This window comes from Kribbella jejuensis, from assembly GCF_006715085.1.
In the GTDB taxonomy this organism is placed as follows: Bacteria; Actinomycetota; Actinomycetes; order Propionibacteriales; family Kribbellaceae; genus Kribbella; species Kribbella jejuensis.
In genome coordinates, this window is sequence record NZ_VFMM01000001.1 from 1,305,950 (window position 1) to 1,328,833 (window position 22,884).

At 68.2% G+C, this 22,884-nt stretch carries 25 protein-coding genes and 1 tRNA gene; 12 read left to right on the forward strand and 14 right to left on the reverse strand.

Going from position 1 to position 22,884, the window contains the following annotated elements; all coding sequences use genetic code 11:
• From FB475_RS06290 to FB475_RS06305, 4 genes are all read right to left on the reverse strand, one after another.
• Positions 1-477, reverse strand: a complete 477-nt coding sequence (locus tag FB475_RS06290) for a winged helix-turn-helix transcriptional regulator (RefSeq protein WP_202878268.1) — start codon at positions 475-477, stop codon at positions 1-3.
• A complete protein-coding gene (locus FB475_RS06295) occupies positions 477-1,706 on the reverse strand; it encodes an MFS transporter (RefSeq protein WP_185759105.1) in 1,230 nt (409 codons plus the stop codon). Before FB475_RS06295 ends, FB475_RS06290 begins: the two co-directional genes overlap by 1 nt.
• Before the next feature lie 94 nt (positions 1,707-1,800).
• Positions 1,801-2,541, reverse strand: a complete 741-nt coding sequence (locus FB475_RS06300; RefSeq protein WP_141853392.1) for a helix-turn-helix domain-containing protein — start codon at positions 2,539-2,541, stop codon at positions 1,801-1,803.
• A 93-nt stretch (positions 2,542-2,634) separates the two neighbouring features.
• The gene (locus tag FB475_RS06305) at positions 2,635-2,985 is read right to left on the reverse strand and encodes a hypothetical protein (protein ID WP_141853394.1); all 351 of its coding nucleotides are present in this window, start codon (positions 2,983-2,985) and stop codon (positions 2,635-2,637) included.
• Positions 2,986-3,151: 166 nt separating this feature from the next.
• Between FB475_RS06305 and FB475_RS06310 the strand changes: the two genes are divergently transcribed.
• The 7 genes from FB475_RS06310 (at position 3,152) to FB475_RS06340 (ending at position 8,895) form a co-directional block, all read left to right on the forward strand.
• Positions 3,152-4,204 (forward strand): helix-turn-helix domain-containing protein, encoded by a 1,053-nt coding sequence (locus FB475_RS06310; RefSeq protein ID WP_141853396.1) that lies wholly within the window; start codon positions 3,152-3,154, stop codon positions 4,202-4,204.
• Positions 4,205-4,231: 27 nt separating this feature from the next.
• Entirely contained in the window at positions 4,232-5,341 is a 1,110-nt protein-coding gene (locus FB475_RS06315) for a branched-chain amino acid aminotransferase (protein WP_141857835.1), read from the forward strand.
• 35 nt (positions 5,342-5,376) lie between these two features.
• Positions 5,377-6,339, forward strand: a complete 963-nt coding sequence (ligD, locus tag FB475_RS06320; RefSeq protein ID WP_141853398.1) for a non-homologous end-joining DNA ligase — start codon at positions 5,377-5,379, stop codon at positions 6,337-6,339.
• A 24-nt stretch (positions 6,340-6,363) separates the two neighbouring features.
• Entirely contained in the window at positions 6,364-6,996 is a 633-nt protein-coding gene (locus FB475_RS06325; RefSeq protein ID WP_141853401.1) for a nucleoside/nucleotide kinase family protein, read from the forward strand.
• Between the two features lie 300 nt (positions 6,997-7,296).
• Positions 7,297-7,494, forward strand: coding sequence for a hypothetical protein (locus tag FB475_RS06330; protein WP_141853403.1), 198 nt, complete (start codon positions 7,297-7,299; stop codon positions 7,492-7,494).
• 71 nt (positions 7,495-7,565) lie between these two features.
• Positions 7,566-8,522: a proline racemase family protein gene (locus FB475_RS06335; RefSeq protein WP_141853404.1), complete on the forward strand. Its 957-nt coding sequence runs from the start codon at positions 7,566-7,568 to the stop codon at positions 8,520-8,522.
• Positions 8,523-8,571: 49 nt separating this feature from the next.
• On the forward strand, positions 8,572-8,895 hold the full coding sequence (locus tag FB475_RS06340) for a putative quinol monooxygenase (RefSeq protein ID WP_141853407.1): 324 nt from the start codon (positions 8,572-8,574) through the stop codon (positions 8,893-8,895).
• Positions 8,896-8,897: 2 nt separating this feature from the next.
• Here the strand turns inward: FB475_RS06340 and FB475_RS06345 are convergent, their stop codons facing one another.
• Entirely contained in the window at positions 8,898-9,668 is a 771-nt protein-coding gene (locus FB475_RS06345) for an SDR family NAD(P)-dependent oxidoreductase (RefSeq protein WP_141853409.1), read from the reverse strand.
• Between the two features lie 126 nt (positions 9,669-9,794).
• A tRNA-Met gene (locus FB475_RS06350) sits at positions 9,795-9,868 on the reverse strand.
• A gap of 105 nt (positions 9,869-9,973) precedes the next feature.
• On the opposite strand from FB475_RS06350, the gene FB475_RS06355 reads away from it, so the two are divergent.
• Together FB475_RS06355 and FB475_RS06360 are read left to right on the forward strand one after the other, a co-directional pair.
• Complete coding sequence (locus FB475_RS06355; RefSeq protein ID WP_185759107.1) at positions 9,974-10,939, forward strand: GNAT family N-acetyltransferase; 966 nt, start codon at positions 9,974-9,976, stop codon at positions 10,937-10,939.
• A 121-nt stretch (positions 10,940-11,060) separates the two neighbouring features.
• Positions 11,061-11,630 (forward strand): hypothetical protein, encoded by a 570-nt coding sequence (locus tag FB475_RS06360; protein WP_141853411.1) that lies wholly within the window; start codon positions 11,061-11,063, stop codon positions 11,628-11,630.
• An 84-nt stretch (positions 11,631-11,714) separates the two neighbouring features.
• Here FB475_RS06360 and FB475_RS06365 read toward each other — a convergent pair whose 3' ends face one another.
• The 5 genes from FB475_RS06365 to FB475_RS06385 form a co-directional block, all read right to left on the reverse strand.
• Positions 11,715-14,714, reverse strand: coding sequence for a UPF0182 family membrane protein (locus FB475_RS06365; RefSeq protein WP_141853413.1), 3,000 nt, complete (start codon positions 14,712-14,714; stop codon positions 11,715-11,717).
• Entirely contained in the window at positions 14,711-15,328 is a 618-nt protein-coding gene (locus FB475_RS06370; protein WP_202878269.1) for a PPA1309 family protein, read from the reverse strand. The genes FB475_RS06365 and FB475_RS06370 overlap by 4 nt, the downstream gene beginning before the upstream one ends.
• 211 nt (positions 15,329-15,539) lie before the next feature.
• Positions 15,540-16,574, reverse strand: coding sequence for a YlbL family protein (locus FB475_RS06375; RefSeq protein ID WP_141853415.1), 1,035 nt, complete (start codon positions 16,572-16,574; stop codon positions 15,540-15,542).
• Entirely contained in the window at positions 16,571-16,843 is a 273-nt protein-coding gene (locus FB475_RS06380) for a hypothetical protein (RefSeq protein WP_141853417.1), read from the reverse strand. The genes FB475_RS06375 and FB475_RS06380 overlap by 4 nt, the downstream gene beginning before the upstream one ends.
• Positions 16,844-16,873: 30 nt before the next feature.
• Complete coding sequence (locus tag FB475_RS06385; RefSeq protein ID WP_141853419.1) at positions 16,874-17,299, reverse strand: molybdenum cofactor biosynthesis protein MoaE; 426 nt, start codon at positions 17,297-17,299, stop codon at positions 16,874-16,876.
• A 302-nt stretch (positions 17,300-17,601) separates the two neighbouring features.
• Between FB475_RS06385 and FB475_RS06390 the strand changes: the two genes are divergently transcribed.
• Positions 17,602-18,903, forward strand: a complete 1,302-nt coding sequence (locus FB475_RS06390; RefSeq protein WP_141853421.1) for a zinc-dependent metalloprotease — start codon at positions 17,602-17,604, stop codon at positions 18,901-18,903.
• An 85-nt stretch (positions 18,904-18,988) separates the two neighbouring features.
• Positions 18,989-19,507 carry an NUDIX hydrolase gene (locus FB475_RS06395; protein ID WP_238331991.1) on the forward strand — a complete coding sequence of 173 codons (519 nt, stop codon included), beginning with the start codon at positions 18,989-18,991 and terminating at the stop codon, positions 19,505-19,507.
• 670 nt (positions 19,508-20,177) lie between these two features.
• Here the strand turns inward: FB475_RS06395 and FB475_RS06400 are convergent.
• A complete protein-coding gene (locus tag FB475_RS06400) occupies positions 20,178-20,786 on the reverse strand; it encodes a DUF2064 domain-containing protein (protein WP_141853425.1) in 609 nt (202 codons plus the stop codon).
• The gene (locus tag FB475_RS06405; protein ID WP_141853427.1) at positions 20,783-21,187 is read right to left on the reverse strand and encodes a winged helix-turn-helix transcriptional regulator; all 405 of its coding nucleotides are present in this window, start codon (positions 21,185-21,187) and stop codon (positions 20,783-20,785) included. Before FB475_RS06405 ends, FB475_RS06400 begins: the two co-directional genes overlap by 4 nt.
• A gap of 103 nt (positions 21,188-21,290) precedes the next feature.
• Between FB475_RS06405 and FB475_RS06410 the strand changes: the two genes are divergently transcribed.
• Positions 21,291-22,214 (forward strand): NADP-dependent oxidoreductase, encoded by a 924-nt coding sequence (locus tag FB475_RS06410; RefSeq protein WP_141853428.1) that lies wholly within the window; start codon positions 21,291-21,293, stop codon positions 22,212-22,214.
• 3 nt (positions 22,215-22,217) lie between these two features.
• Here the strand turns inward: FB475_RS06410 and FB475_RS06415 are convergent, their stop codons facing one another.
• Positions 22,218-22,883 carry a response regulator transcription factor gene (locus FB475_RS06415; RefSeq protein ID WP_141853430.1) on the reverse strand — a complete coding sequence of 222 codons (666 nt, stop codon included), beginning with the start codon at positions 22,881-22,883 and terminating at the stop codon, positions 22,218-22,220.
• Position 22,884 lies beyond the last annotated feature (1 nt).

Sequence of the window (22,884 nt, forward strand, 5' to 3'; positions counted from 1 at the left end):
TCAACGCCAGGTACTGCGATCCGCGGAGCTTCCTGGAACCGGCTCGAAGACCACGTCCTCATCGGGAACCTGCTGACCGTCCTTGGCCACGAAGCCCACGTCGACAAGGCCCTTCGACCGCGTGTCTCGCCGCAGCACAGTCGGCCCGTCAGCCCGGGGTACGTGCACATCACCCCACTGCTGCAAGGCAGCCAGCACGATCTTGAGGTCCGCACCCGCAGGGGTCAGATGGTACGACGACCGCGTCCGCTCGCCTTCCTCCCGGTACTCACGCTTCTCCAGCAGCCCCGCGTCGACCATGGTGGTCAGCCGGTTCGTCAGGATGTTCGGGGCGATCTTGAGGAAGTCGCGGAAGTCAGCGAACCGGGTCGTACCGAGGTGTGCCTCACGGAGGATCATGAAGGTCCAGCGGTCACTGACCAGCTCGAGCGCCCTGGCGATCGAACAGTTCGGCCGGGTCGCCATGTGCGTTGTCATCAGACCTCCTGGACCTTCTTCGCCGCCAGGGCCCCGGCGGCGCCGATCACGAGCAACGCCAGGCTACTGATGACGATGGCGCCCAGCAGCAAGGCCGTACCCAAACCGGACGCTGTGGCCACCAGACCGAGGGCCAGAGCGATCGCTCCCTGCAGGATGTACGCAACGAGGTAAACGGCCGAGACCGTGCCACCGCGGTGATGGGCCGGAGCGTGTGCCGTGATCAGACCGAGGCCGCCCGAGAACAACAGGCCGTAGCTGATGCCGCCGAGCACGGTCGCGGTCATGAACAACGGCAGCGAGTGCAGTTGGGCCGAGGTCTCAAGAACAGCCAGGTCGATCAGCGTTGCGACCGCGCCGACCAGGACGAGACGGCCCGGCTGGAAGCGACGTCCGGCGATCGCGGTGACGCCGATCATGATCGACATGATCGCGAGCACCAGACCGATCACGAAAACGTTCGCAGTCCCGATCAGCTGATGGGCGATCTGCGCGCCGAGCGCGAGGAAGACCGAGCCGAACGCGTATGCAGTCGTCACCGCCAGTGCGGACGCGACGTACAGCACCCGAATGCCCTGGGGAACGGAGATCGGGCGCGGCCGCCAACGGCCCTGGCTCTCGTCCTTGGTGTGGCGCGGGAGCCTCCAGACGAATCCGAAGACCACTGCGATCACGGCCAGCAGCACCCAGAAGTCCAGGTGCAGCGGCTGCGGCGCATACTCGATCAGCCCGCCGCCGACGATCGTCGCCAGTCCCAGGCCGGCCGCGGTCGCCGCAGTCGTCACGGACGAGGCCCGTGCGGCCTTGCCGAGCGGGCTGAACTCGACGACTGCAGCCGTCGCCGCGGTGAGTGCGAGGCCCACGCCTGCACCCATCAGCGCGCGCCCGGCATACACCCAGGCGACCGACGGGGCGACCGCGAACAGCAGTACACCCGCGAGGAGAGCGCCGACGCCGTACAGCATCGTCGCCCGACGGCCGATGTAGTCGGACAGCTGGCCGAAGACCAACAGGAACGCCACCAGCACCACGGGGTAGACGGCGAAGATTGCCGTGGTCGCAGTAGGAGTCAGGTGCCATGCAGAGGCATAGAGCGGGTACGTCGTCGTCGGGGCAGCGCTGGTCCACAGGCTGAGGCCTGCTACCGAAGCGGCCGTCCAGAAGCTCGCCTTCCGGTTCAGCGTGCGCGGTGCTCGGGTTGTGCTGAGTTCGAGAGTGCTGGTGGTCACGCCAGGTTCCTTCCGGAGCTGAATTGCACAATGAAACCCAGAACATCTGAGTAGCTCGATGCAATCCAGCGTCGGAAGTGATCCCGGTCATACCTCAGATCCAGCGGCGCCGGGCCGCCTGGACACCCGCTTGGAACCGGGTCTGCGCGCCGAGGGCGTCCATCAGCGCGCGGACCCGGCGTTGCGTCGTCCGCGGACTGATCCGCAGCCGCCGGCTGATCATGTCGTCGGTCGCGCCACCGGCCAGCAGCATCAGCACGTCCCGGTCCGGCGCCCGCAGCTCCGCCACCCCGCCGCCGGCCTCCAGCTCAGGCATCGGCACCGCCAGCCCCCACAACATCTCGAACGTCGCGATCAGCCCGTCGAGCAACCCGGTCGATCTGATCAGCAGATGACACTCGGCCGGCGCGCGCTTGGTCAACGCGACCAGCGCCATGTTGTCGTCACCGAGCACCATCTTCATCGGCATCTGCGGCAACACCCGGCTCTGCTCGCCCGCCGCCCGCAGCCCCGGGAGCACCGCCATCACCTCATCGGACTCGAACACCTCGAACCCGTAGATCGCCCGGTACGCCAGCCCTTGCTCGAGCCGCTCCAGCTCGAGCTCCTGCTGCGAAGCCGGCGGCGCCGAGTAGGGACCACGATCCAGCGCCCGGATCTGCACACTGCAACTGCGCTGCATCTCCTCGTACGCCGCCAGCAACGTCGGCCCGTCCTCGACCAACTCAACCTGATTCCCATCCAGAACCGGCTTCCCCCGCCCCTCCCGCAACTCAGCCACCACCCCCTGCAACCGAGCCACGTGCACCTCAAGCTCATCCAGCGGATCCCTCACCCCACGCACACTAAACCGCGTGAAGTAAGTCCCCCGACCAACGTCTCAAAGATCAACTGACGCCCAGGGTCCTGAGTCTTGGTGCGACGGCGCCTACGGGCCGCAGCTGAGGCAGGGCCAAGGGCGGCCGCAGTGAGAGCAGAGGCCTTCGGGGGTTGGGGGTGGGAGCCAGATGGTGGGGGTGGGTTCGGTGGGTGGGGTGCGGTCTTCGGGTGGGGTGGGGAGAGGTTCGTGGGTCCAGTGGAGTTGGGTGCGGGCGTCGGGGGCTTGGGTGGCCAGGAGGGCGGGGATGCCGGCGTCCCAGGTGGCGGTGCTGGGCCAGGGGCCGCGCCAGCGGAGGGTGGCTGCACCGTCGGACCACTCCACGCCCTCGGCGAGGATCGCGGTGGGGTTGGTGTGGCGGACCAGACGGAAGAGGCGGGCCTGGGGCTGCAGCGGGTTCACGTCTTCACGATCGCCCAGAACGCCCTGCGGACAACAGGTGTTTGCTGTGGGCTGTGGGAACAGCCCACAGCCACATGGCCTTGTTTTGAACGGTTTTTGTCGGCGAGGGCTTGTAACTTCACCGGCACGCACCACATGAGCTCGAAGCGACGAACGGGGTGGTCCTGTGACTTTCGGTTCCCTACTGCGGCAGTGCAGGCAGACGGCCGGGCTGAGCCTGCGGCAACTGGCAGCACAGGTTGGGTACGACCACAGCTACCTGTCACAGGTGGAGCGTGGGCAACGACCGGGCTCCACGGACCTGGCGCGGCTCTGCGACCAGGTGCTCGGCACCGACGGCCGGTTGTCCGCCACGTTCGAGCGACGGCCCGCCCGCGTGCGCCCGGAGCCGTTGGAGGCGGCGTGGCGTGGACTGGTCGGCAGCGTCGACGCCGATCCGGGTCAGCTGTTCGGTGACATCGGCAGTGTTCCTCCGGCCGCGCTGCTGCCTTCCCTCGTGCGGCAGCTGGCCGGCGCCGATCAAGCGGAGGCCGCCGAGCTGAGCATCCTGATCGCGGAAACCCTGACCAGGTTGGACGATCGGTGTACTGCGGGGCGCTGGTGGTGGGCCGCCCGCGCGGCCGCGGACAGTGCCGGCTGCGGGGCGACGGCGCGTGCCAGGGAGGTGATCAGCGGGCTTGCCGAGCGTCGTCCGTTGCCGGAGCTGCTCGAGCTGGCAGAGGAAGCGGTCGCCCTCGACCGGCAGGGGTACCTGCCGCGCGCTGCACGAGCGCTGGTGCTGGCCGAGCTCGGCCGGCGCGAGGAAGCACGTCGCGCGTTGCAGGAGTTGATCGGCGTCGAGCTCGCCCCGACGTACCAAATGCACTGGGTGGAGGGACGCCTCTGCACCCTGCTCGGGTACGGCGTGGCCGGCTGTGTGCTGCTGCAGCGCGCCAGGGAGCTCTGCCCGGAGAGGTGGATCGGCGAGCGCGCCCGGCTCGACTTGTGCCTCGCCGAGTGCCTGGCCGTTGCGGGGGAGGTCGCGGCCGGTCTGGCGATGGCACTGCGCGTCCTGGTGGAGCTTCCGGACGAGTGGCGCGACACCTTGGTGTACGACGCTGCCGACCGGGTGCTGTCCGTCGTACAGGCAGAGCCAGGGGCAACCGAGCTACGGCGGCTGATGGCCGGAGTGTGGGCAGCGGGTCGAGCTGGAGGTGAGGGCAGGGGTAGCGTGCGGTGAGTGACAGGTGAACAGCGGACGACGGTGATGACAGACGCATGGGACTTCGCGGTCGAGCTGCGGAGCGACCCGGCCAGTGCAGAGACCAGAGCTGCAGTGCTCGCGAACCCTGCGTTCGGCCAGTCCTTCACGGACCACATGGTCATTGCGAACTGGACTCCGGACCGCGGCTGGCACGACACGAAGGTCACGGCCTACGCACCGCTCAAGCTGAGCCCTGCCGCTGCTGTCTTCCACTACTCACAGGAGATCTTCGAGGGCCTCAAGGCGTACCGGCACTCCGACGGGTCGGTGTGGGCGTTCCGTCCCGACCGGAACGCCGCCCGGTTCACCGCGAGCGCGAAGCGGCTCGCACTGCCGCATGTTCCCGAGGACCAGTTCGTGGCAGCACTGCGGGCGCTGGTGACCGTCGACGAGTCCTGGGTGCCGTCGGCAGAACACGGCGAGACCAGCCTGTACCTGCGGCCGTACATGATCGCCACTGAGGCCGCTCTGGCTGTGCGGCCCTCCAACGAAGTGCTGTTCGGAGTCATCGCCTCCCCTGCCGGTCCTTACTTCAACACGGGCCCCAAGCCGGTCTCGATCTGGCTCACCACCTCCACGATCCGTGCCACCCCGGGCGGGACGGGCGCGGCCAAGTGCGGCGGCAACTACGCAGCCAGCCTGGCCGGCCTGGCGGAGGCCGTGGCGAACGGCTGCGACCAGGTCGCGTTCGTCGACGCCGCCGAGCACAAGTGGCTCGAGGAGATCGGCAGCATGAACATGTTCTTCGTGTACGCCGATGGCCGGATCGCCACGCCGGAGCTGTCCGGATCGATCCTGGAGGGCGTCACCCGCGCCTCGGTCGTCGAACTCGCCGCCGACCTCGGCCACCCGGTCGAGGAACGCCGCATCTCCGCCGACGAGTGCAAGGACGGCGTCCGCTCCGGCGAGATCACCGAGGTCTTCGCCTCCGGCACCGCCGCCGTCATCACCCCGATCGGCCGCCTCGCCTGGCCGGACGGCGACCTGACCATCGGCGACCACTCGGTCAACTACGGCGTCGGCCCGGTGACCGCGAAGATCCGCAGTACCCTCCTCGACGTCCAGTACGGCCGAATCCCCGACACCCGGGGCTGGCTCACGCGCCTGGCCTGACCCCGGTTGTCCCTGGAGCCAGTTAAGTTGGCTCCATGGCGGCCAAGTCTCCGGCGATCGAGCTTGAAGTTGGTGAGCGGACGGTCCGGATCTCGAATCCGGACCGGGTGTACTTCCCTGCGCGCGGGGAGACCAAGCTCGACCTGGTGAACTACTACCTGTCCGTCGGCGACGGGATCGTGAACGCGCTCCGCGAGCGGCCGTGCATGCTGCATCGGTTCCCGGAGGGCGTCTCCGGCGAGAAGGTGCACCAGAAGCGGTTGCCGCACGGCGCGCCGCCGTGGATGGAGACCGTCCGCGTCAAGTTCCCGCGGTACAACCGGACCGCCGACGAGCTGTGCGTCACCGAGGTGGCCCACGTCGCCTGGGCGGTGCAGATGTCGACTGTCGAGTTCCACCCGTGGAACTCGCGGCGCGCCGACACCGAGAAGCCGGACGAGTGGCGGATCGACCTCGACCCGATGCCGGACTGCCCGTTCGACCGGGTCCGCCGCGTCGCGCACACCGTCCACGAAGTGCTCGACGAGCTCGGCGCGGTCGGCTACCCGAAGACGTCGGGCGGCAGCGGTATCCACGTCTACGTCCGCGTCGAGCCGGAGTACGGGTTCACCGACGTACGGCGTGCCGCGCTCGCCTTCGCGCGTGAGGTCGAACGCCGCGCGCCGGAGGACGTGACGACCACGTGGTGGCGCAAGGACCGCGACCCACGGCTCGTCTTCGTCGACTTCAACCAGAACGCCCGCGACCACACGATCGCCGCGGCGTACTCGGTCCGCGGCAACCCCGAGGGCACCGTATCGACCCCGATCCGCTGGGACGAGATCGACGACGTGAACCCGAAGGACTTCACGATCGCGACCGTTCCCCAGCGGTACGCCGAGCTCGGCGACCTGCACGCGACGATCGACGACAACGTCTACTCGCTCGACACCCTCATCGATTGGGCCGACCGCGACGAACGTGAAGGCGCCGAGGAGCCTCCGCCGCCCGAGGACTGACCAGCTACCACCTATGATCCCCGGGTGCAGACGTTGGACCCGGCCGCCGCGTATCAGCGGGCCGTCGAGTTGGCGACGCAGGGTCGACGGCAGATCCTCGGTATCACCGGAGCACCGGCGGCCGGCAAGTCGACGTACGCCGAACAACTCGCCGCACAACTGACCGCTGACGGGTATCAGGTCGCGCTCGTTCCGATGGACGGGTACCACCTCGCGCAATCCGTTCTCGAGACCCTGGGGCTTGCCGAGGTGAAGGGGGCGCCGCACACGTTCGACGGTTACGGCTTCGTCGCCATGCTGAGACGGCTCAAGGAGAGCCCGGACGAGCAGATCTGGGCGCCGCGTTTCGATCGCAGCATCGAGGACTCGATCGCCGCGAGCATCGGCGTCGCGCCCGAGGTCACGCTGGTGCTGACCGAAGGCAACTACCTGCTGCTCGACGAGGCGCCTTGGTCGACGGTACGGACGCTGCTCGACCAGTGCTGGTACGTCGAAGTACCCGAGGACCTGCGCCACGAGCGCCTCGAGGCGAGGCACCGCGCCTTCGGCCGATCCCCCGAACAAGCCCACGAACGAACCTTCGGGTCGGACGAACGCAACGCCCACCTGATCGCGGCCACCGCGCCGTCGGCCGACGCGATCATCCAACCCGGCTGATCGAACGACGGCTTGGTGTTCTGGTCTGCACCTGTTCTCGGTCATGGTGGTGACTTCGCTCTACCGGCGACGCACTCGCAAGTGATCGGCGGACACGCGCCGGATTCGACGGGCGTGACCCCTTGGGGTTGTTAACGTCAAAGTCCCCCCCAACGTGTGGTGGTCCCATCCCCCCGGGACCCACACGGACAAGCGCCCCGATCATCGATCGGGGCGCTCTGTTTTTCTTTCCAGCCGGGTGTCGATTCCGGCCTCTCCGGTTCGACGTATCAGTAAGAGCGACCAAAGGAGAGGGTCAGAATGAACATCACCACCGACACCCGGAACATGATCGTCACCATGCTGGCCGAGGGCAGCCCGGTCTGGTACGTGGCCGGCATGGTCAACATGCGCAGCCACGACGTGTACGTGATCGGTCGCGAGGCCGGCTATCCCGACAAGGCCGAACTGCGCCGAGCCGTCTGGGCCGCCCGCAACCGGATCCCCCAAGCCGCCTGACATTTCAGGTCGCTCCAGCCGCTGTCTGCCCCTGTGGGCGACAGCGGCTTTGCTCTGTCTAGGGTGATCGCGTGGAAGATGTCAGCGTCGTGGACTACCACACCGCCGGCGAACCGTTCCGGATCGTGACGTCGGTGGAGATCCCGGGCTTGTCGGTGGCCGAACGCCGGACCACGGCCCAGTCGTCCGAGTCAGTGGATGCCGTCCGGCGGCTGCTGGTGAACGAGCCCCGCGGTCACGCCGACATGTACGGCGGGTTCGTCGTACCGGCTGATGACGACGGCGCCGACTTCGGCGTGGTGTTCTGGCACAAGGACGGGTACTCGACTGCGTGCGGGCACGGGACGATCGCGCTCGCCACCTGGGCCGTCGACACCGGTCTGGTCCCGCCCGGCGAGGTGGTCATCGACGTACCGTCCGGCCGGGTCACCGCTCGGGTGGATGCCGATGGTGTTGCCTTCCGCAACGTTCCGTCGTGGGTGCTGCGACGCGACGTACAGGTGTCGACGTCCCGCGGCGACGTGCTGGCGGACATCAGCTACGGCGGCGCCTTCTATGCGTCGGTGCCCGCAACTGCGGTCGGTCTGTCGGTCACGCCGGACGCGTACGCGGACCTGATCGCGATCGGCCGCGAGATCAAGTGGGCGCTCGACCCGGTCGCCGTACACCCGGCCGATCCGCGCCTCAGCGGCCTCTACGGCACGATCCTGTACGACGACCTCGGCTCCTGGGCGGAGGGCCCGCACCAGCGCAACCTCGCGGTCTTCGCCGACGGCGAGGCGGACCGCTCCCCCTGCGGCTCCGGTACGTCGGCCCGCCTGACGCTGCTGCACGACGAGGGCCGGCTCGGTCCGGGGCAGACGCTCCGCCACGACTCCATCGTCGGTACGACGTTCCGCGGCCGCGTCGTCGAGGAGACATCCGAGGGCGTGATCACCGAGGTCCACGGCATCGCGTACCGGACCGGGACCGCGACCTTCACCCTCGATCCGCGCGACGGGCTGGGTACCGGGTTCGTCCTGCGCTGATCTCAGATTGCGACTGTCCTTGCCGTGGGTGACCGCTAGGTTGGTCCTCATGATCTTCATCACCGCGAAGTTCCGTGTGAAGCCCGAGCACGCCGACGACTGGCCGTCCGTCACCGCCGACTTCACGGCCGCGACCCGCGCGGAGCCCGGCTGCCTGTGGTTCGACTGGTCCCGCTCCCTCGACGACCCGCACGAGTACGTCCTGGTCGAAGCCTTCGCCGACGACGATGCCGCCACCCACCACGTCACCTCCGACCACTTCAAGGCCGCCCAGCAACACCTACCGCCGCACCTGGTCGAGACGCCCCGCATCGTCAACTTCAAAGTCCCGCAAGACGACTGGTCCGAACTCGGCGAACTCGCTGTCGAGTGAGCTCAGTGGAGGGTGTAGCCACCGTCGATCACGACCACTGAGCCGGTCATGAAGCTGGAGGCGTCCGAGGCCAGGTAGACGACCGTCGGCGCGATTTCCTCGGGCGTGGCGTACCGCTGCATCGGGGCGTCGTCGATCCAGCGAGACTTGAACTGTGGCTCGTCGACCGGCGCCATCTCGGTCTTCACGTAACCGGGCGCGACCGCGTTGACCCGGATGTTCAACGGCGCCCACTCCGCGGCCAGCGACTTGGTGAGCTGGTGCACCGCCGCCTTGGACGCGTTGTACGCCGGCTGCCACTGCGGCCGGTTCACGATCTGCGCCGAGATCGATCCCACGTTGACGATCGAACCGCCACCCACCGTGGTGAAGTGGCGGGCCGCCTCCTGACTGAGCTTCCACAGACCGTCGACATTCGTCGCGAACACGGCGTCCCACTCGTCATCCGGTACGTCGAGCGCCGGCCGGTGAACGCAGGCGCCGGCGTTGTTCACCAGAATGTCGAATCGCCCGGTCGCCTCCAGCGCCGCCTCGATGGCGGCCCGCCCGGATGCCCGATCGGTCACGTCGAGACCGACACCAAGGGCGGTCCGTCCGGTCGCCGCAGCGACCTGCCGGGCCGCCTGCTTCGACGCGGCCGCATCGCGTGCGCCGATCACGACGTCCGCCCCCGCTTCGGCCAACCCGGTCGCGAACGCGAGCCCAAGCCCTCGGTATCCACCGGTCACCAACGCCGTGCGCCCATCCAGCGAGAACCTGTCCAGGATGCCCATCGCACCATTGTCACGCGTCACCGCCGCCCGCGACGCCCGTCTCAGTCTCGAAGGTCAACCACACGCAGCCCAGGACCCAGATCGCAAAGACGAAGGCCCGGACCTGATGGTCCGGGCCTTCTTCCGTAGCGGGGGCAGGATTTGAACCTGCGACCTCTGGGTTATGAGCCCAGCGAGCTACCGAGCTGCTCCACCCCGCGTCGTTGTGTCTTCAGTTTAGAGGATCCGGGCCGTGCAACCAAATCGGTTCCCGGGGCGGCGAAAACCCGTGTCTGCGGACGGCTCCGCGGGCGTACCGTCCAAGTATGTCCCGACACGTCGTCCGCCCGTTCGAGGAGGCGGATCTGCCGGCGGCGGCCGGCCTGCTCGCTCAGCGGCATCAGACGCATCGCAAGCGTCACCCACTGCTTCCCGCCGACTACGAAGACGAGCGGCTGGCACTCACCGAGGTCACCGCAGCCTGGGAAACCGAAGGCGCGTCCGGAGCTGTCATGGTGGAGGCCGGCGAGGTCACCGGTTACTTGCTCGCAGCACCGAAACCGTCGCAAACCTGGGGCCCGAACATCTGGGTGGAGGCCGCCGGTCACGCCGTCCGGGAGCCGGAACACATCCGCGACCTGTACGGCGCTGCCGCTGAAGCCTGGGTCGACGCCGGCCACACCGCTCACTACGTCCTCGTGCCCGACGACGCCGAGCTGATCGACGCCTGGTTCCGCCTCGCGTTCGGCTCGCAGCATGCACACGCGGTCCGCCCCGTGCCCACGACGTCACCGACTCCGCCCCGGAATCTCGTCGTACGTCGGGCGACGCGTGCGGACATCCCTGTACTCGCGGAGCTCGACCTCGTACTGCCCCAGCATCAAGGGCAGTCGCCGGTGTTCTCGTCCGGCGAGGTGCCGACGCTCGAGGAGGCGGTGGCGGACTGGGAGGAATCGATCGACGACCAGGACTACGCCACATTTGTTGCCTCGTACAACGGTGATGTCATCGGCTCGTCGGTGGGGTGCTCACTGGACAAGTCGAGCGCGCACAGCGGGCTCGCGAAGCCGGACAATGCCGGGTTCCTCGGGTTCGCTGCGGTGCTGCCGGCGGCGCGTGGGCTCGGCGCGGGCCGAGCGCTGGGCGAGGCCGTGCTGCAGTGGTCGGCGGAGACTGGGTACACGTCGGTCGTGACCGACTGGCGGGTGACGAACCTGCTGTCCTCGCGGACGTGGCCACGGCTCGGATTCCGGCAGACCTTCCACCGTCTGCACCGGCTGATCGGACACTGACGGGCCGAGTTGTCCACAGGTTCGAATTCGCCGGTCCGGACGAGAGCCGATCGGTGCACCTTCTTGGACACGAAAGGCGTCTCGCAATCGGTGGGGCGCCGACCGTTCCCAGGAGGCTGTCATGTCACGTTCACTGCTTGGCTCCCGAGTCATGCCGTCCGCCCGCCGTATCGTGACCGGGAGCGCGGTCGTGCTGGCCACGCTCGGCCTCGCGACGACGGCCGACGCCGCAACCTCATCGACGTACTCCGTTGTCTCCGGATCCCCATCGACCGAGCAGAAGGCTGGCACCTTGGACGGCTTCGTGATCGAGAACCTGCCCGACGGCATCGGCACGCCGAGCGACTTCGAGTACGAGTGGGAGGACGTGTCGTTCCACAGCCGGGTCTGGGAGACCGGCCCGGATGCGAACGGCGCCTACAAGGTCGACCTCACCGTCAAGACGATCCGCGGCGAGAAGCTCACCGATCTCGAGACCTTGAAGAACTTCCTGGTGGAGTACGAGGAGAAGGACCCGGGCTGGCAGCTCACTCCCGTCAAGGTCGGTGGGTACGACGGGCTGTTCGCCGGTGACGAGGTGTTCTACTTCATCGAACCGGGGGTGGCGGCCGAGGTCACGATCGACCACGACCGGTTCACCGACGAGGACGTGCTCGACACCGCGGCCGGGTTCCGGCCCGAAGCGCCCTGATGCCGTAGGCAACCACCCCCGCAAGACGAAAGGGCGGCGACGCCGACAGGTGTCGGTGTCGCCGCCCGGAAAATGTCCTGCGGGTCAGCCTGACGGCGAGGCCGGCGGGCTCGACGGTGTTGTCGACGGGGTCGTCGACGGTGCTGTTGATGGTGTTGTCGATGGGGCGCCGGACGGTTTCGGTGTCGGGGTGGGCGTCGCCGCGGCACCGGCCGTCGCCCGGTCGAGCGCGGCCTTCATCTGGTTCACGTTCGACTGGTAACCGGCGAGGTCACCCTTCTTGAGGGCGTCCTGTGCCCGGTTGTAGGCCGCTTCGGCTTCGGCCAGGGCCTGCTTGACGGTCTGGTTCGTCTGTGCCGGCGGTGTCTTGGTGCCCGGTGGGTTCTCGCCCGTGTCGACGTTGGTGTTGAACACCTTCTCGAGGGCTTCCTGCAGCGTCGTCCCGAAGGCGACGTTGTCCCCGAAGGACACCAGGACGTACCGCAGGACCGGGTAGTTACCCGGCCCGCTGGTCCGCGACGAGTAGACCGGCTGGACGTAGAGCAGACCACCGCCGAGTGGCAACGTGAGGAGGTTCCCGAACTGGGCTCTGGCGCCGCTGTTCTGCTGGTTGATCGGCAGCAACGCCGCTCGGATGCCTTCGTCGGTCTGGAACTTGTTGTACACCTGCCCCGGACCAGGCACCTGCAGGTTCGCCGGCAATCGGAGTATTCGGAACTTGCCGTAGTCCGGGGAGGTTGCCTCGGAATCGACAGCCATGAACGCGGTGAGGTTCTCCCGTTCACCGTTCGGTACGTACACGGAGGTCAGGGAGAACTTCGGATCGGTCTGGTCCGGCATCCGCAACGAGAGATAGAAGGGAGGCTGGCTGATTTGGCTGGACGAGTCGCTACCGGTCGCCACCGCGGTCGGGTCGGCCGGAACGCGCCACAGGTCGCTGTTCTGGTACCAGGTGCCCGCGTCCTGGACGTGGTACTTCGCGAGCAGGTCGCGCTGCACCTTGAACATGTCCTCCGGGTAGCGCAGGTGCGCCATCAGCGCCGGGGAGATGTCGGAGCGCGGCTTGACCGTGCCGGGGAAGGCCTTCATCCAGGTCTTCAGGACCGGGTCGTTCTCGTCCCATGCGTACAGCTCGACCGAGCCGTCGTAGGCGTTGACGACGGCCTTGACCGAGTTCCGGATGTAGTTGATCTTCTCGCTCGGCTGCTGGGCGATCGTGCCCCGGCCGGTGGTGGTGTCCCGGGTGCTGGTGTCCAGCCCGACCTTCTCGGAGTACGGGTAGTTGTCCGAGGTGGTGTAGCCGTCGACGATCCAGACCACCTGGCCGTCGACGACCGCCGGGTACGGGTCACCGTCCGGCGTCAGCCACGGCGCGGCCTTCTCGACCCGCTCGCGCGGGGTGCGGTCGTAGAGGATCTTCGAGGCCGAGTTCACCCGGCTGGACAGCAGGATGTTCGCGTCCCGGAACTTGGTTGCGTAGAGCAACCGGTTGAAGAAGGAGCCGACCTTGACGCCACCCTTGCCGTTGTAGGTGTTCAGCGTCGGGTCACCGCCTTTGGTCCCCTCCGGGGTGTCCAGCTCGACCGGCGCGGATCCCGGCGGCGCACCGACGATCGAGTAGTCCGGCGACTGCTCACCGAAGTAGATCCGCGGTTCGTAGTCGCCGAGCTGGCCCTGCGGCGGCAGGTCCTTCTCGGTCCAGACCGGCGTACCGTCGGCGGCCCGCTGGTTCCCGTTCGCGGCGACCACGCCGTAGCCGTGGGTGTAGACCGTGTGATCGTTGTTCCAGTTCCGCTGACCGGCCGGCAGCCGGTCGATCTGGACCTCCCGGGCCGCGATCACGGTGTCCTGGGTCTTGTCCTTGAGCTTGTACCGGTCCACATCGAGATCGGTCGGGAAGGAGTAGAAGCCACGGACCTGCTGCAACTGCTCGAAGGTCGGACCGATGACGGTCGGGTCGATCAGCCGGATGCCGGGCAGCACGTCCGCATCGGCGGTCAGCTCGTTCGGCTTGGCGGTGCTCTGCGCCTGGTACTCGGTGATCTGTGTGTTCTCGAGACCGTACGCCTGGCGCGTGGCCGTGATGTTCTTGGTGATGTACGACCCTTCCTTCACCGGCTCGCTCGGGCGCACCCGCAACTGCTGGAGAGCGGCCGGCCAGAGCGCGCCGAGGAGGATCGCCGACAGGATCAGCACGACCGTGCCGACGCCGGGCAGCAGCCAGGTCCGGCGTACGACGTTCGCGAAGAATAGGCCGGCGCAAAGGACCGCGATGACCGCCAGGATCTCCTTGCTGGGCAGGATCGCGTGGTCGCCCGTGTAGGAGATACCCGTGAAGAGCCTGCCGTCGGAGGTGGTCAGGCCGTAGCGGTCGAGCCAGTAGCTGAACGCCTTGAGGAGCACGAGCAGCCCCAGCAGCACCGAGAACTGCACCTGCGCCGCACCGGAGGCCTTCTGTCCCTTGGCCGACGGGCGGAACCCGCCGTACAGGTAATGGGTGATGATCGCGGCCACCAGCGAGAGCAGCACGATCGAGTAGCCGAAGCCGAGCAGTACGCGCAGCCACGGGTAGTCGAAGACGAAGAACGAGATGTCCTTGTTGAAGTGCTGGTCGGTGACTCCGAACGGGGTCCGGTTCTTCCACGCCAGGAAGGTCTTCCACTCCCCCGAGGCTGCCGAGCCGCCGAAGATCAGCATCAGCGTGGCGACCACGCCGACGGCGATCTTCCCGTGCTGCTGGAGCAGGTCGCCGTACCGCTCGAATCCGGGGCTCGGCGACGGAGCGAGGGCGACCCGCGGCCGGGTGCGGAACGCAACGATGATGTTCGCAACGACGGCGACCGCCATCAGCAGGCCGACCACCACGAACAGCAGCACCCGGGTGCCGAGCACCGTGCTGAACACCGAGCCGAGGTCGACCGACCGGTACCAGAGCCGCTGGGTCCAGACGTCGGTGAAGACGCTGAAGAGGATGAGCAGGACGATCAGTGTCGCGATCGTCGGCAGCAGCGCGCGTGGACGGCCGCCCGGCCGCCGCATTCGCCGGGCAGGCTCCTCAGGCATGTCGTAGACGCCGTCGCTCATGGTCGGTTCTCCTCGTCGTCACTCACGCCGTCGACCCCAGGACCTTCACCCGGCCGGTTGCCGGCCGAAGGTTCGAATGTCAATGACAGTACTTCGCACAGCGTGGGGACCAAGTCGACCCCGGTGAGCACTGCACTGTCCTCGTCGTGCGCACGCAGCCGGACCGCACCGAAACGGTCCCCTTCACGCAGCACCGCGGCGACCATGCGGACCTCGTGCCGGCGCGGATCGCTACCGGCCAGCCGGGCCAGCTCGGCGTCGGACTCGACGCTGGACAGTCCCGACTCGGCCGCCGCCGGCAGCACGATCCGTTCGATCGCCAGGGCGCAACCGGCGACACCCTCGGGCCATTCGATCCTGCCCAAGGTGTCAGCGAGGTTCTCGTCGTCGACGCCACCGGGCAGCTCGCCCTGGGCCACCGGGGTCAGTGGCTGGGACGCGTCCTCGGCGCCGAGTTCGGCGGCCAGTTGCGGTTCGGCGCGCAGCAGTTCGGCGGTCGGGACCAGCGCGAACAACTGCGCCGGCTGGTCCCAGCCCGCGCCGCTCACATGCTTCTCGATCTCGACCACCGCGCGGCTGAGCGCGTCAGGAGGCAGCGTGCCTACGGAATCCATGCCGGCAGATCTTCCCTTCGGCTCGCCGATTCGTTCAGGTTGCTCATCTGGGCATGTCTCCCAATCCCGCGCCGTCGCGAGCAGGTGCTCGGCGGAGTGCCTCGGCGCGCCGGCGCGGAGGGCTCGATGTGGTTCCATCGTGCCCTTCGCGCCGGTGCGGCGAGGTGCCCGCCGAGTGCCGCGCAGTAGGCGTGGGATTGGGAGACATGCCCTAGCTGCACGAGGGGACGTCTCCCTTGCCGGTGGTGACCGCCTGCAGGGCGCTGATCGCGTCCTTCAGCGTGCTGATCTTCACCAGCCGGATGCCGCTGACGTCCGCGTGCAGCGCGGCCTCACAGTTCGGCGCGGGGACCAGGAAGATCGTGGCGCCGTCATTCTTGGCACCGGCGATCTTCTGCTGGATGCCGCCGATCGCGCCGACCTGGCCGAGCGCGTCGATCGTGCCGGTGCCGGCGACGTGCTTGCCGTTCAGCAGCGCGCCCGGCGTCAGCTTGTCGTAGATGGCCAGCGCGAACGCGGTACCCGCACTCGGACCGCCGATGTCCTGACCGAGGTTGACCGTCACCTTCACTGTCGAGTCGACGCCGATCGTGATCCCGACCATCGGGCGGGTCTCCTCACCGGGAGTCGCGGCCGTCTTCAGTTCGACGGTCTGCTCGGCGGTGCCGCGCCGGATCAGGAACACGACGGTCTGACCGACCTTGTGCTTCCGGACGAGCTCACCGACCTGCGGGACCTGTGTCACCGTGTGGCCGTCGACGGCCAGAATCAGGTCACCGGGTTTCAACTTGCCCTCGGCCGGCGACTTGTCCGCGACCGTCGACACCTTCGTGTGGAACGGGACGTTCGCGGCCTGCAGCGCCGCGGCGACCGCACTGTCCTGGGAACCGGTCATCTCCGCGGTGTTCTGCTGCTCGACCTCGTCGGCGCTCTGGCTCGGCGGATAGATGATGTCGCGGGGGAACAGGTCGTGGTGTGGGTCGAGCCAGTTCCGCATCGCCTGCGGAAGCGTCAACTGCCGATCGGGCGAGGTCACCGACACCGTGGTCAGGTCCAGCTGGCCCGACGTCGGGAAGGTCTCGTGACCGGTGATCTCGATCACCGGCTTGTCTTTCGCCGTCCCGAGCGTGTCCTTGACCGGTCCCGGGCTGAACGAGACGAACGGCACCGGGAACGCGGTCACCAACCCCAGCGAGACGACGAGCACGACGATCGAGGCGACCAATGTGGCGGTACGACGTGTCACGAACCCTGCCCTGCGATCTTGGTGGAGCCGGAGCCCCGGTCCTCGGAGACCGGCTGATGGTTACGACGACCCAGGCCGCGGCGACGTTCCGGAGTGGCCCGTGGGCCCGGCGCGGAGAGCGCGGCGTTGAACCGGCGGAACTCGTCCACCGACGCGAACGGACCACCGGAGCGGCGCGGCTCACGGCTGCGCCACCCGCGCCAGCCTGCCCAGCACATCGCGAGCAGCGTGGCGACCAGCGGGAACGCCAGCCACGCCAAAACCTTCATCCGGCCACCTTCATGCGCCCAGCGTACGGGTCAGTGAGCGCCGACCCACTCGCTGCCACCGTCGGTGAAGTGCTGGTGTTTCCAAATCGGGACCTCTGCCTTGAGGTCGTCGATCAGCTGCCGGCATGCCGTGAAAGCCACATCCCGGTGCGATGCGGCTACCGCGACGATCACCGCGGCGTCCCCGATGACAAGGTCTCCGGTCCGGTGGACGGCGGCCAAAGCCGTCACCGCGGGGTCGTCGCAGACCCGCTGCGCGACCTTCCGCAGGTGCTCGAGCGCGTCCGGGTGCGCCTCGTAGCTGAGCTGCTCGACGGGCTTTTCCTGGTCGTGGTTGCGCACAGTGCCGATGAAAAGCGCAGTTCCACCCGCCGTCGGATCCGCGACAGCAGCCAGCACCTCGTCGCTGGACAACGCACTGTCGCGAATGTCCAGCAGCCTGATCGCGTCGCTCATCGGTTCCTCATTCCCGCCGGGTACCACGCCTGCAGAGCACACCATTCCATTCCCGCAGCACGATTCTCCCTCCAACCCTGGATTTCCCCGACATCACCTCCCGGTTCAGCACATCTCGCGCTGCGTTGTGTGTCCCGGCGTACACCCAAAGAGACTGTTGCCCTGCTCCCCTACTTGGCTGCGTGTCTCCCGGCTCTGCCCGCGGCGAACACCAGGCGGGAACTGTTGACCGGACGCGGAACTCGTGGACCGAACCAGTACGTTTGGAGTAGTACGCCCCACCCGCACAGGAAGGCCCTCCGATGAGCGACGAACCGGAAAACCCGGACAACCCCTTCAAGGGCACGCCGTTCGAGGCCATGTTCCAGCAGTTCTCCGGTGCGGCCGGCGCGGGCGCTACCCCGGACCTGAACGCGATCTTCGCGCAGGTCCAGCAGCTGCTCAGCGGTTCGGCCGACGGCAAGCCGGTGAACTGGGACCTGGCCAAGGACATCGCGCGCAAGACGGTCTCCGCCGCCGGGGACCGGTCGATGACGGCGACCGACAGCGATCGGGTCGCCGACGCGGTCCGTCTCGCCGAGCACTGGCTGGACGACGCGACCACACTGCCCGAGGTCTCCGCGACCTCACAGGCCTGGAGCCGCGCCGAGTGGGTCGAGAACACGCTTCCGGTGTGGCAGACGATCGTTGACCCGGTGGCCGAGCACGTCGCCGGCGCGATGGGCAACGCGCTGCCTGCCGAGGCACAGCAGTTCGCCGGTCCGATGGCGGGGATGCTGCGGCAGCTCGGCGGTTCGGTGTTCGGCGCGCAGGTCGGGCAGGGTCTCGGCGAGCTCGCGGGTGAAGTGGTCAGCTCGTCCGACATCGGCCTGCCACTGGGCCCGACGGGCCAGGCGATCCTGCTGCCGGACAACGTCGCGAAGTTCGCCGAGGGCCTTGGGTTGACCGACGAGGACGTCCGGCTGTACCTGGCGCTCCGCGAGGTCGCCCACCAGAGGCTGTACGCCGGTGTCCCGTGGCTGCGGCAGCACCTGCTCGCCGCGGTCGCCGACTACGCGGCCGGGATCGAGGTCGACTCCGGCAAGATCGAGCGCGCGATGGCCGACATCGACCCGCAGAACCCGGAAGCCATGCAGGAGGCCCTCGCGGGCGGCCTGTTCGAGCCTGAGGACTCCGAGCAGCAGAAGGCCGCTCTCGTCCGACTCGAGACCACGCTCGCGTTGGTCGAAGGCTGGGTCGACGACGTCGTACGCGAAGCCACCAAGGGCCGGATGCCCGCCGCCGTACAACTCGCCGAGACGGTACGCCGCCGCCGCGCCGCGGGAGGACCCGCAGAGCAGACGTTCGCCACCCTCGTCGGCCTCCAACTCCGCCCCCGTCGCCTCCGCGACGCCGCCAACCTCTGGGCAGCCGTCCGCGACGCCCGCGGGGTAGAGGGCCGCGACAGCCTCTGGTCCCACCCCGACCTGATGCCCAGCACCAGTGACCTCGACGACCCCATCGGCTTCGCCCAACACGCCGGCGAACTGTCCAACATAGACATCACCGACTTCCTGGACACCCCCACCAACCCCGAAGAAGACAACGGCGACACCCCCAAGTAGGGGGTGAGTCCCACCGCAGCTCGACGGCGGTCCGGAGTGGATGCGGGAGACTGGGCGGATGCTTCGTGTAGATGCGGTTGGGGTTTTGGAGAGGTGGAATGCGCCGGATGGGGAGCAGGAGGAGTTGCGGCGGCATTACCTGAGGCATCTGGCTGAGCACGTGGACGGGATGTGGCGGACGTGCCGGCCGGAGCATGTGACCGCCAGTGCGTTGGTGGTCGATGCGCCCGGCGAGAAGACCCTGCTGACGCTGCACAAGGCAGTTGGGCGTTGGCTTCAGCTCGGCGGACATTGCGAGCCTGGCGACACCACCTTGACCGGCGCGGCCCTCCGCGAAGCAACTGAGGAGTCCGGGTTGATCGGGCTGACGGTCGGCCCGCAGCCCCTTCATCTCTCGCGCCATCTCATCGAGGCCGGCGGTTGTGCGGGCGCGTACCACCTCGACGTCCAGTTCTTGGTGACCGCGACCACGGATACCGAGTACGTGGTCAGCGACGAGTCGGAGGATCTTGCCTGGTTCCCTCTCGATGCCCTGCCACCCGACACGGACGCCAGTGTCCAGGCTCTCGCGAGTCGCGCACTTCAGCACATACCCCACGTCTGAGACGGGACAGAACTGTGGGCCGGCTCAACTCAGCCGGCCCACTTCCCCGCAACAAGCCCCCCAGCCCTGCTTCCCCCGCCGAGACCGCTCCCCGTGCCCCCACTGGCAATGCGCCCCGTGCACCCCACTTGCTGGTAGCGATCCCCGTGTCCCCGCTAGTGGTTCCCCGGCACCCCACTGCTACTGGCAATGCTCCCCCGTGCCCCCACTGCTGGTAGCGCTCCCCCGTATCCCCGTTGGTGATACTGCTCCCCCCGCGTCCGCTGGTACAACCCCAGCGATCCCGCTGGTACAACCCCCCAGCGATCCCCGCTACTACAACTCCCCCGCGATCCCCGCTGGTGCTACTCCCCGCGATACTGCGTCCCCGCTCCCCCGCGATACTGCGTCCCCGCTCCCCCGCGTGCTGCGTCCCCGCTCCCCCGCGCGTACTGCGTCCCCGTCCCCTCGGCACGGTCCGTTGACCCTGCCGTCTTCCTGCCCCCGTTGATGTGGCGTGTCCAGGGTGGCGCGGTCCCCCGACCGCGCGGTTGGTGCCGTTCCCCGCCGCATCCCCCCGGTGCGGTTGGGTTCGTCGAGTACCGCCCCTGAACGGCATCGGCGAGGGTGCTGGGCTTCCCCCGAAGACCCTGCTGCATGGTGAACGAGTGGGTGTGGAGAAGGTGACGGGTCAGGAGTGACGAAGTATGGATCTTGTCGCGTCCCAGCCCTCAAGTCCCGGATCCAGTCGCGCTATGTCAGCATTCGATCGCAGACGGTGCCAACCAGGGCCGATCGCGACCGCGTGCCGGCGCGGTTTGCGGGCTTCCAGCTCGGCGAGCGGGGTGTCGAAGGTCGGCGCGAGTTCGGCGACCCAGTCCGCGACCGGCACGTTCACTCCGATCGCCGCCAACGTGCCGTCCTCCGCCGGAGTCACCGCGATGTCGGCATGAGCGAGAGCGCGGAACAGCTTGCCGATCAACAGCCCAGGCAAGTCGGGTACGTCGTGCGACACCGCAACGACCGCCGCGGCCGACCCCGCCTGTGACAACGCGTCCAGCACGGGCCGCGCAGGATCAACGGCGTACGTCGGCGTCCCGGGCCAGGTCAGTGCGCTCATCTCGGCCACGGCGCCCTCGTCGCCAGCAACCGCGACGGCGACCTCGACCCGATCCAGCGCGGCCAGGACTTCGTACGTGTCCTCGGCCAGCGCGAGCCGCCACGCCTCCGGATCGCGGCCGGGCGGAGCCCACGTACCAACTCCCGGTACGACGACAACGACGACCCGGCGGTCCGTCATGCGGGAGTACTCGAGTCGTAGGCGTCGCGGGCGGCGGCAACCTCAGGCATATGGCCGTCGGCCCAGGACTTGATCGCGGAAATGAGCGGCATCAGCGTGCCGCCGAGTGGCGTGAGCTCGTAGTCGACGCGGACCGGTACGGACGGCGTGACCGAGCGAGTCAGCAGACCGTCGCGCTCCAGCGAGCGGAGCGTTTGCGTGAGCATCTTCTCGCTGACGCCGGCGATCCGGCGGGACAGGTCGGAGTATCGCTGGGGACCGTCGGCGAGGGCCGTGAGGATCAGGGTGACCCACTTGTCGCTGATGCGGTCGAGGAGTTGCCGCGCCGGGCAGGTCGCCAGGAACGCGTCGTACTCGCGCGCCGCTTCCTCACGGCGCTGGGCGGCGGTCCGGGTCGGCATGGCTCTCCTCCTCGTACGGTACGCACTCCGAAGTACGTACTTCCCGTCAGAGAGTAGCTCTCCCACAGTGGTGTACACACCACGAAACAAGGAGAGAAACGATATGCGCGCACTGGTGGCCCGGCGGCTCAACGGGCCGGAGGCGGTCGAGTTGATCGAGACCGCCGTACCCGAACCGGCCGCGGGCCAGGTACGGATCAAGGTGGCTGCCGCCGCGGTCAACCCGGTGGATCTGGCGATCAGCAGCGGGGCCCTCGTCGAGGTCGGGCTGACGGCGCCGCGGGAGCAGTTCGGTCTCGGCTGGGACGTCGCCGGCACGGTGGACGCCGTCGGACCCGGCTGCCAGCTACAGATAGGTACGCCGGTGGTCGGCGTGGCGGATCGTCTGGCGCAGAGCCTCAAGACGCATGCGGAGTACGTCGTACTGGACGCCGGCACGGTCACCGAAGCCCCGCATGGCGTGGAGCTCGAGAGAGCAGCCACGTATGGGCTGAACGGTCTCACGGCCTTGCAGGCGGTCAAGGCGGTCCGCGGAGAGACCGTGCTCATCACAGGAGCAGCAGGCGGCGTCGGCGGCTACGCCGTGGAGCTGGCTAAGCACTTCAACAAGACCGTGATCGCCAGCGCAGCGCCAGCTGACGAGGACCTGGTTCGGAGGCTCGGCGCGGACCATTTCATCGACCGCAACGATGACCTGGCGGCAGCGGTACGGCGAATCGCACCGGCCGGCGTTGACGGTGTCGTGGATGCTGCGGTCGCCGGAATCGGCGCACAGGAGGCGGTCCGCAACGGCGGACGGCACGTACACCTACAAGGCGGCCCGCGACCGCCGCACTTAAGAGGGATCACCGTGGAGCAGGTGTTCATCCACGTGAACCAGGAGCAGCTGGCAGAGCTCACACAGCTTGTAGAAAAGAACGTGATCTCAACGCGGATTGCCGACACCTACGAGCTCGGTGACGCTCAGCAGGCCTACAAGCGGCTCGCGGAGGGAGGGGTCCGCGGTCGGCTGGTACTCGCGCCGTGAACGTCAGGCGATCGCGGACAGCTCGGTGCTGATGAGACCGAGGCGTAGTGCAGTCATAATCGCGTTCGCGCGGTTGGTCGCGCCCAGCTTGTCGTAGAGCCGGGACACGTACGTCTTGGCCGTCGACAGGCTCACGAACATCGAGCCCGCGATGGCCGGTACGGACTGCCCGGTCGCCAGCAAGGACAGGACCTCACGCTCCCTCGGGCTGAGCGCCAGTGTGGCGGCCGTCGGCAGGGTGGCCTGTCCGCGACGCGCGAGTGCCGACGCGAGGCCTGTCGCGGTGAAGGACGCGGCCGCCACGGCGGCGTGCCGGATCGCCGCCAGCACCTCGGCGTTCGGGGCGGTCTTGGCCACGAACGCGGACACCCCGGTCTCCAGCGCGCGGAAAAGGACGTCGTCCTCGTCGTGGCATGTCAGTACGACGATGCCGAGCGACGGGTACCGATCGCGCAGTTCCCGGGCGAGGCGCAGGCCGTCGGCGTCCGGCAGGACCACATCGAGCACCACGACATCAGGATGAGCAACCGCGATCCGGGCGGGTGCCTCCGCGGCGAGGCCACACTCACCGACGATGCTGATCTCCGGGTCGGCGCTGACGAGTCCGGCCAGCCCGTATCTGGTCAAGGTGTGGCCGTCGACGACGACGACCGTGATCGGTCCGCTCATG

Excerpts from the sequence above, each read along its gene's own strand:
- ligD (WP_141853398.1), top strand. The coding sequence starts at position 5,377 with ATGGCGGCCAAGTCTCCGGCGATCGAGCTTGAAGTTGGTGAGCGGACG.
- FB475_RS06345 (WP_141853409.1), bottom strand. The coding sequence starts at position 9,668 with ATGGGCATCCTGGACAGGTTCTCGCTGGATGGGCGCACGGCGTTGGTG.
- FB475_RS06365 (WP_141853413.1), bottom strand. The coding sequence starts at position 14,714 with ATGAGCGACGGCGTCTACGACATGCCTGAGGAGCCTGCCCGGCGAATG.
- FB475_RS06370 (WP_202878269.1), bottom strand. The coding sequence starts at position 15,328 with ATGGATTCCGTAGGCACGCTGCCTCCTGACGCGCTCAGCCGCGCGGTG.
- FB475_RS06355 (WP_185759107.1), top strand. The coding sequence starts at position 9,974 with ATGTCCCGACACGTCGTCCGCCCGTTCGAGGAGGCGGATCTGCCGGCG.
- FB475_RS06330 (WP_141853403.1), top strand. The coding sequence starts at position 7,297 with ATGAACATCACCACCGACACCCGGAACATGATCGTCACCATGCTGGCC.
- FB475_RS06405 (WP_141853427.1), bottom strand. The coding sequence starts at position 21,187 with ATGCCGACCCGGACCGCCGCCCAGCGCCGTGAGGAAGCGGCGCGCGAG.
- FB475_RS06380 (WP_141853417.1), bottom strand. The coding sequence starts at position 16,843 with ATGAAGGTTTTGGCGTGGCTGGCGTTCCCGCTGGTCGCCACGCTGCTC.
- FB475_RS06400 (WP_141853425.1), bottom strand. The coding sequence starts at position 20,786 with ATGACGGACCGCCGGGTCGTCGTTGTCGTCGTACCGGGAGTTGGTACG.
- FB475_RS06340 (WP_141853407.1), top strand. The coding sequence starts at position 8,572 with ATGATCTTCATCACCGCGAAGTTCCGTGTGAAGCCCGAGCACGCCGAC.
- FB475_RS06390 (WP_141853421.1), top strand. The coding sequence starts at position 17,602 with ATGAGCGACGAACCGGAAAACCCGGACAACCCCTTCAAGGGCACGCCG.
- FB475_RS06360 (WP_141853411.1), top strand. The coding sequence starts at position 11,061 with ATGTCACGTTCACTGCTTGGCTCCCGAGTCATGCCGTCCGCCCGCCGT.
- FB475_RS06315 (WP_141857835.1), top strand. The coding sequence starts at position 4,232 with ATGACAGACGCATGGGACTTCGCGGTCGAGCTGCGGAGCGACCCGGCC.
- FB475_RS06410 (WP_141853428.1), top strand. The coding sequence starts at position 21,291 with ATGCGCGCACTGGTGGCCCGGCGGCTCAACGGGCCGGAGGCGGTCGAG.
- FB475_RS06385 (WP_141853419.1), bottom strand. The coding sequence starts at position 17,299 with ATGAGCGACGCGATCAGGCTGCTGGACATTCGCGACAGTGCGTTGTCC.
- FB475_RS06415 (WP_141853430.1), bottom strand. The coding sequence starts at position 22,883 with ATGAGCGGACCGATCACGGTCGTCGTCGTCGACGGCCACACCTTGACC.
- FB475_RS06290 (WP_202878268.1), bottom strand. The coding sequence starts at position 477 with ATGACAACGCACATGGCGACCCGGCCGAACTGTTCGATCGCCAGGGCG.